General features: G+C 72.0%; 7 protein-coding genes. 1 reads left to right on the plus strand and 6 read right to left on the minus strand.

The genetic code is table 11. The annotated features are described in order from the left end of the window. The 6 genes from cobM to ABDW35_RS27025 all read right to left on the minus strand — a co-directional run. Window positions 1-750: precorrin-4 C(11)-methyltransferase (gene cobM / locus ABDW35_RS27000; RefSeq protein ID WP_343716950.1), on the minus strand; the 750-nt coding region annotated here is incomplete at its 3' end. Beyond that, complete coding sequence (gene cobJ / locus ABDW35_RS27005) at window positions 747-2546, minus strand: precorrin-3B C(17)-methyltransferase (protein ID WP_343716951.1); 1800 nt, start codon at window positions 2544-2546, stop codon at window positions 747-749. The genes cobM and cobJ, both read right to left, overlap by 4 nt. Then, complete coding sequence (gene cobI, locus ABDW35_RS27010) at window positions 2543-3247, minus strand: precorrin-2 C(20)-methyltransferase (RefSeq protein ID WP_343716952.1); 705 nt, start codon at window positions 3245-3247, stop codon at window positions 2543-2545. Before cobI ends, cobJ begins: the two co-directional genes overlap by 4 nt. 211 nt (window positions 3248-3458) lie before the next feature. Then, on the minus strand, window positions 3459-4682 hold the full coding sequence (gene cbiE, locus ABDW35_RS27015) for a precorrin-6y C5,15-methyltransferase (decarboxylating) subunit CbiE (protein ID WP_343716953.1): 1224 nt from the start codon (window positions 4680-4682) through the stop codon (window positions 3459-3461). Then, window positions 4682-5305 (minus strand): precorrin-8X methylmutase, encoded by a 624-nt coding sequence (locus ABDW35_RS27020; RefSeq protein WP_343716954.1) that lies wholly within the window; start codon window positions 5303-5305, stop codon window positions 4682-4684. Before ABDW35_RS27020 ends, cbiE begins: the two co-directional genes overlap by 1 nt. An 8-nt stretch (window positions 5306-5313) precedes the next feature. Then, a complete protein-coding gene (locus ABDW35_RS27025; protein WP_343716955.1) occupies window positions 5314-6471 on the minus strand; it encodes a sirohydrochlorin chelatase in 1158 nt (385 codons plus the stop codon). A gap of 213 nt (window positions 6472-6684) precedes the next feature. Here ABDW35_RS27025 and ABDW35_RS27030 point away from each other — a divergent pair, with 213 nt between their 5' ends. Further along, a complete protein-coding gene (locus ABDW35_RS27030; protein WP_343716956.1) occupies window positions 6685-7566 on the plus strand; it encodes an SDR family oxidoreductase in 882 nt (293 codons plus the stop codon). Window positions 7567-7812: the final 246 nt, after the last annotated feature.

The raw sequence follows: 7812 nt of genomic DNA on the forward strand, positions 1-7812 counted from the left end.
CTTCCGCGAACCATTCTGCGCCGGGTCGTAGAGGGCGCTGTCGGTGAATTCGGTGTCGCCGCCCAGCACGCGGCCGACCAGGATCAGCGCGGTGCGGGTGATCTTCGCTTCCCGCACCCGGGCGCCGATGTCGGCCAGGGTGCCGCGGATGATCTGCTGGTCCGGCCAGGTGGCGCGGTAGACCACCACCACCGGGCAGTCGGCGCCGTAGGTCGGCTCCAACGCCCGGCGCACCGCCGGGATGTTGCGGATCGACAGATGGATCGCCAGGGTGGCGCCGGACCGGCCCAGCGTCTCCAGCTCCTCGCCAGGCGGCATGGCCGAGGCCTTCATCGTGGTCCGGGTCAGGATCACGGTCTGGCTGACATCCGGCAGGGTCAGCTCGGTGCCCAGGGCGGCGGCAGCCGCCGCGAAAGCCGGCACGCCGGGGGTGATGGTGTAGGGGATGCCCAGCGCCTTCAGCCGGCGGATCTGCTCGGCGATCGCGCCGTACAGCGACGGGTCGCCGGAATGCACCCGGGCGACATCCTGGCCCTTGCTATGGGCAACCTCGATCTCGGCGATGATCTGGTCGAGATGCAGCGACGCGGTGTCGATCACCCGGGCGTCCGCCGGCGCATGCGCCACCACCGCCTCCGGCACCAGCGAGCCGGCATAGAGGCAGACCGGGCAGCGGGCGATCAGGTCGCGCCCCCGCAGGGTCAGCAGGTCCGGGTCGCCGGGGCCGGCGCCGATGAAATGCACGGTCATGCCCGCTGCGCCTCCGGCTTGTCGCCATAGCCGCGCGGCGTGTAGACGCGCGGGGTGCCGTCGCCAAGCACCAGCGCCCGGCTTTCCGAGGAGCCGACCAGCACCAGGGTCAGCATGTCGACCATCTCCACGGTGAGCTCACCCAGCGTGGTGACGGTCAGGGTCTCGCCGTCGCGGCCGAGATTGCGGCCCAGCACCACCGGCGTTGCCTCCGGGCGGTGTGCCAGCAGGATCTCGCGCGCCCGCGCCAGCTGGAAGCGGCGGCGCTGCGACACCGGGTTGTAGAAGGCGACGACGAAGTCGCCCTGCGCCGCCGCCGTTATCCGCCGCTCGATCGCCGGCCACGGCGTCATCAGGTCGGACAGCGAGATGGCGCAGAAATCATGGCCCAGCGGCGCGCCGATGCGGGACGCGGCCGCCTGCATCGCCGAGACGCCGGGCACGGTGGTGACCTCGACCCGGCGCCAGTCCGGACGGCCGCCGCGCTCGATCAGCTCCCACAGCAGGCTGCCCATGGCGTAGATGCCGGCGTCGCCGGAGCAGATCAGGGCGACGTCCCGCCCCTCCGCCGCCAGCTCCAGCGCCGCGCGCACCCGCAGCTCCTCCTCGCCCAGCCTGTAGTCGTGCCGCGCCTTGCCGGCGGCGGCAGGACCCAGCAGGTCGATGTACAGGCTGTAGCCGACCAGGTCGGTGGCCGCGGCGATCAGCCGGTCGGCCTCCGGCGCCCGCCAGTCGGCCCGGCCCGGGCCCATGCCGATCAGCGCCAGCGTGCCGCGCTTGCGGCCGATCCTATCGGGGTCGAGGATCGCGGGCGCCTCGGCCACGGCGCAGGTGGCACGGCGGGATTTGTGCTTCTCGACGATGAGGCGCCCGCCCTCACCGGCTGCCGCGAGCGCCGCCGCCTCGGCCACGCCGTGGCAGCCGATCTCGCGGAACACGACCTCGGACGGGTTGACGAGGCGCGGCGTCTCAGCCTCCAGCGTCGCCGGATCGAACACCCGCAGCGGCAGGCCCAGCGCCCGCGCCGCCGTCTGCAGCCCGGCCTCGTCGGCCTTGAGGTCGACCGAGACCAGGGCCGCCACGGCCTCCAGCGCCAGCCCGGCCTCGGCCAGGGTGTCGCGGATCAGCGCCTCGATCTCCGCCGCCTCGGCGCCGCGCTCGCAGCCGACACCGACCGCCAGCCCCGTCGGATGGAACACCAGCCGGTCGGGATCGGGCGGCAGGACCCGGGTGCTGGCGACAATCACCTTGCGCGCGGCCGGGTCGAGCGGCAGCCCGGCCTCCGCCAGCCAGGGCATGTCGCCGTCGAGGCGGACGGACTCGCCGGCCAGAAGATCGGCGGCGAAGCTCTTGTAATCGCTCGTCTCCGACAGCCGCCAGCCGGCCGGCGGATCGTCCAGCGCCACGCCGAAGCGCAGGTCGCCGGCGGTGGTGATCGCCGGGGCGATGCCGAGGATCTCGGCGATCTGCCGGGCCAGGTCGTTGGCGCCGTGATGTCCGCCCAGCAGCGGCACCACGGCGCTGCCATCCTCGGCCACCGCCAGCACCGGCGGCTCCGTACGCTTGTCGGACAGCAGCGGCGCCAGGATGCGGATCAGCGCGCCCGCGGCGCAGAGGCCGATGATCGGCTCGCCCGTCGCGAACAGGGTGCGCAGATGGTCGGCCAGCTTGCCGAAGGCGATGTCGGCGCCGGTGACGCGGCAGGACGGCGCATGAATCGCCGCGCCCGGCAGCAGCGGCTTGAGCCGCTGGGCCGTGGCGAGCCCGCTCGCGGTCAGGGTGATCAGCGCCGTCATCGCCACGCCGCCCCGCGCCGATGCGCCAGGATCATCGAGAAATAGGGCACGGAGTCGGGATCCACCTCGGCCAGATTCAGCACACGCTGATGCCCGAGCGTGGCCCGCTCGGCATAACGTGCATCGGCGTACAATCCAGTTTCTTCAAGCAATTGAGATATCTTCTTGAAGTGACGTCCGAGCTTCATGATGGCCACGGCCTCGGCGGCCTGCAGCCTCGGCCGCAGCTCCTCCTCCGGCAGCGGCGCCGGCAACACGGTCAGCACGTCGTTGCGGGCGGCCAGCGGCAGGCCGGTGGCGGCGGCGCAGGCGGTCAGCGAGGAGACGCCGGGCACCACCTCGACCCGGTGGCGCTCCGCCAGCCGGCCGAACAGATACATGAAGGAGCCGTAGAAGAACGGGTCCCCCTCGCACAGCATCGCGACGTCGCGGCCGGCGTCGAGATGGCCGCCGATCTCGATCGCAGCGGCGTCGTAGACCGCCCGGGCCGGGGCCGGATCGACCCGCATCGGCACGCGGATGGCGATCTCCGTCTGGCCGCCCCGCAGGTGCGGCGCCACGATCGCGCGGGCGAAGCTGTCCCCGACATCCGGCGCCGGATAGGCCAGCACCGGCGCCGCCCGCAGCAGCCGCAGCGCCTTCAGCGTCACCAGCTCCGGATCGCCCGGGCCCACGCCGAGCCCGTACAGGGTGCCGGTCATGGGGCGCTCCGGGCAAGAAGAGCCGCATGCTCCCATTCCCCTCTCCTTGGGGAGAGGGAGGGGCCCGGCGCCGCAGGCGACGGGAGGGTGAGGGGGAGAGCCGGCGTCGTCATTGCGAGCGACTCCAGGGGCCGGAGCCGCCCCCTCACCCGGAATCGCTTCGCGATTCCGACCTCTCCCCAAGGAGAGGTAAAAGGCTGTGTCCGCTCCATCACGCCGCCCCCCACGGCTTCGTGACGGCCCATTGCGTCACCGGCATCAGCGGGCGCCAGCCCTGGTAGCCGCCGACCGGCTCGGCGCGGGACACGGCGATGCGGGACAGGCTGCCGCCGAGCCGGGACCGGTGGCCGATCACCGCCACCTCGCCCTCCGCCGTCACCACATTGGCGACCAGCCGGCCGCCCGGCGGCAGCGCTGCCCAGCAGGTTTCGACCACACCCTCCGCGGTGATGCCGCCGCCGATGAACACCGCGTCCGGCCGCGGCAGGTCCTCGGCCAGCGCCGCCGGCGCCTCGCCACGCACGACCTTGAGGAAGGGCGTGCCCAGCGCCGCCGCGTTCTGGGCGATCAGGGCCAGGCGGCCGTCGTCGCGCTCGATCGCCACGGCCCGGCAGCGCGGGTCGCTGCGCATCCATTCGATCGCGATGGAGCCGCTTCCGGTGCCGACATCCCACAGCACCTGGCCGGGCGACGGCGCCAGCGCCGCCAGGGTCATCGCCCGGACCTCGTGCTTGGTCAGCTGGCCGTCATGGGCGAAAGCATCGTCCGGCAGGCCCGGCACGGCCGGCAGCACCCGCGTATCCGGCCCGGCGACGCAGTCCAGCGCGATGGTGTTGAGGTCGTCGACCTCGCGATCGCCCCAATCGGCTGCGGTGGCGCGGGTGAGGCGCTCGGCCTCCCCGCCCATCCGCTCCAGCACGGCGAAGCCGCTGCGGCCCCAGCCGCTGCGGCGCAGCAGGTCGGCGAGCCGCGCCGGGGTGGTGCGGTCGGCGCTGAGCACCAGGATCTTCGCCCCGGGCTGCAGATGCGGCACCACCAGCTCCAGCGGCCTTCCGTGCAGCGTCACCATGCGGGAATCGACCAGCGGCCAGCCGAGCCGGGCGCAAGCCAGGCTGAAGGCGGAGGGCGCCGGCAGCACCACCATCTCGGCGATCGGGATGCGGCGCGACAGGGTGACGCCGACGCCGAAGCACATCGGGTCGCCGCTGGCCAGGACGCAGACGCGGCGGCCGCGCAGCGCCTCGATCTCCGGCACCAGCGCCACAAGCTGCGGCGGCCAGGGGATGCGGCGGCGCCCATCCTCCGGCACCATCGCCAGGTGTCGCCTGCCGCCGACCACGATTTCGGCGCCGTCATAGAGCGCGCGGGCGGCCGGCGACAGGCCGGCCAGCCCATCCTCGCCGATGCCGATCACCGAGAGCCAGGGGGTGGCCATCAGATGCCCTCCCGCGCCAGGGCGTTCACGGCCGCCGAGGCCATGGCGCTGCCGCCGCGCCGGCCCGGCAGGGTCAGGAACGCTTGGTTGCTTTCGGCCAGGGCCGCCTTGGATTCGGCGGCGCCGACGAAGCCGACCGGAAAGCCCAGAATGGCGGCGGGCCGCGGTGCCCCCTCCTCCAGCAGCTCCAGGAGGCGGAACAGGGCGGTCGGGGCGTTGCCGATCGCCACCACCGCGCCCTCCAGCCGGTCGCGCCACAGCTCGACCATCGCCGCCGAGCGGGTGGTGCCGAGACGGCGCGCCAGTTCGGGCAGCGACGGGTCGCCGATCAGCGACACCACCTCGTTTTCCGCCGGCAGACGCGAGCGGATGATGCCGGCCTCGACCATGCGGCAATCGACCAGCACCGGCGCGCCGGCCGCCAGCGCCGCCCGGCCGCGCGTGGCGACCTCGGGGGTGAAGAGCAGGTCGTCAACCACCTCGACCATGCCGCAGGCATGCGCCACCCGCACCGCGAGCCCGGCGACATCCGGCGGGAACCGCTCCAGCCGCGCCTCGGCCCGGATGGTGGCGAAGGACTGGCGGTAGATCGCCTCCGGGTCGCGGAGATAAGCGTGCGCCATCGCGCCCCTCACCCGGCCTTCTTCAGGCTCTTCGGCCCCAGCGGATGATCGGCATGGGGATAGGGATGGTGGTGATGGCCATGATCGTGGCTGTGACCATGGCCATGGTCGTGATCATGGCTGTGGCCATGCTCGTGGTGGTGATGGCCGCCATCGTGATGATGGTGATGGTGGCCGTGATCGCCGTGGTGATGGTGGTCGTGGCCATGGTCATGGTCATGGTGGTGCCCATGATCGTGGTCGTGCCCGTGATCGTGGTGATGGTGCGCCGGGCCGCCGGAGATGCCCTCGACGTGGTGGTGGTGGCTCTCCTGCGGCAGGCCGACCTCGGCCTCGAAGCCCAGCACCTGCATCCGGTACTTGCACATCTGGCAGTTCATGTTGCCGGTGCCGGCGAGGATCTCGGCGATCCGCTCCTCCAGCGTCTCCAGCACCAGCGGGTGGTCGTTCAGGTAGCGGGCCTTGACGAACTCGATATCTTGATGGCGGGCGGCAACGGCGTCGGTGGCGTCGTAGATGCGATCGACCAGGATGCCGGTGAACAGGAAATACGGGAACACGACGATGCGGCGGTAGCCAAGCTTGGCCGCATGCTCCAGCGCCGGCTCGACCAGCGGGAAGGTGACGCCGGAATAGGCGGTCTCGCCCCAGCCGAAGCCGATGCCCTCCCACAGCATCCGCATCACCTTGGCGACGTTGGAGTTGGCGTCGGGGTCCGAGGCGCCGCGGCCGACCACCACCAGCATGGTCTCGTGCCGGCCGATCGGCCCGTCCTCGCGCTTGGCGTCGGCGATCTCCATCGCCTCCTGCACCCGCTCGCCGGCGGCGCGCAGCATCTTCACGTCGATGCCCAGGTCGCGGCCGTAGCGGATGGTCAGGCCCGGGTTCTGCGCCTGGTAGGTGTTCAGCACCGAGGGGATGTCGTTCTTGGCGTGGCCGGCGGCGAACAGCATGCCGGGGATCGCCAGCACCTCGGTCACGCCCTTGGCGCGCAGCCGGTCCAGCCCGTCGCGGATGATCGGCCGGGCGAATTCGAGATAGCCGTAATCGACCTCGTATTGCGGCAGGCGGCGGCGCAGCTGCAGGGACACGGCGGCGAACTCGTCCACGGCCCCCTGGTCCCGGCTGCCATGGCCGCAGATCATCACGCCCAGCTTGCCCGCCATCATGCCCTCCTGGCTCCACGCCATGCCGGCACGGCCGGGACGGGTCCCGGCAGCGGACGGTGGGCGGCACGCGCGGATATCGCTTGGATCTATCCGTCCGATGGAACCCCGTTGCCGATGGCATCCCGGGGGCGTCGCGGGACGCACCGTCGACGTCCCGGCCGGCACATTGCTATAGGCTTCCCCCGGAAGGCAACAGCGACGCGACATCCGATGGACGATCTGCGACCTGGGAAACTCTTCGTCTTCGGCCTCGGCTACAGCATGACCCGGCTGGCGCGGCGGCTGCGCGACCTCGGCTGGCAGGTCGCCGGCACCACCCGCGACGCCGACCGGCTGGAACGGCTGCGGGACGAGGGATTCGAGGCCCATGCCTTCGGCCCGGGCCAGCCGTTCGACCCTGCCGCACTGGCCGGGACCACGCATCTGGTGCAGTCGATCTCGCCGGAGGAGTCGGGCGACCCCGTGGTGCCGGCGCTGGCCGAGGCGCTGCGGGCGCTGTCGCAGCTGGGCTGGGCCGGCTATCTCTCGACACCGTCCGTCTATGGCGACCGCGGCGGTGCCTGGATCGACGAATCGGCCGACCCGACCCCCGGCTCGCCGCGCGGCTGGAAGCGGCTGGAGGCGGAGCGTGCCTGGTTCACGGCGTTCCAGAGCACCGGCGTGGCGGTGCAGGTGTTCCGCCTAGCCGGGATCTACGGGCCGGGGCGCAGCGCGCTCGACCAGCTGCGGCACGGCCGGGCGCGGCGCATCGACAAGCCGGGCCAGGTGTTCAACCGCATCCATGTCGACGATATCGGCACGGTGCTGATGGCCTCGATGCGCACGCCGAGCCCCGGGGCGGTCTACAATGTCGCCGATGGCCACCCGTCCAGCCCGAACGACCCGATCGAGCATGCCGCCCGGCTGCTCGGCATCGAGCCGCCGCCGTTGATTCCGTTCGAACAGGCGGGCCTGTCACCGCTGGGCCGCGAGTTCTACTCCGAGTGCAAGCGGCTGAAGATCGACCGCATCATCGACGAGCTCGGGGTGCATCTCGCCTATCTGAGCTATCGCGAAGGGCTCGATGCGATCTGGGCTGAGGAGCGGGCTTAGCCTGCCCCCAGCCGAAGAGCGATACGGTCTCGAACGTCTTCTCGCGTTGCCTCTCCCGCTTGGCGGGAGAGGTCGGGCTCGCGTCAGCGAGACCGGGTGAGGGCTGGTCCCGGCCTCGACAAAACCCCCTCACCCGGAGCCGCTTCGCGTCTCCGACCTCTCCCGTAAACGGGAGAGGCACGCGTTAGCGCCTTGATACGATCGAACGACCCGCCTTTACCCAAGCGCCCGCCCCGTCTCCGGGTC

Origin of the sequence: Inquilinus sp., from assembly GCF_039594555.1 — a bacterium.
In the GTDB taxonomy this organism is placed as follows: domain Bacteria; phylum Pseudomonadota; class Alphaproteobacteria; order DSM-16000; family Inquilinaceae; genus Inquilinus.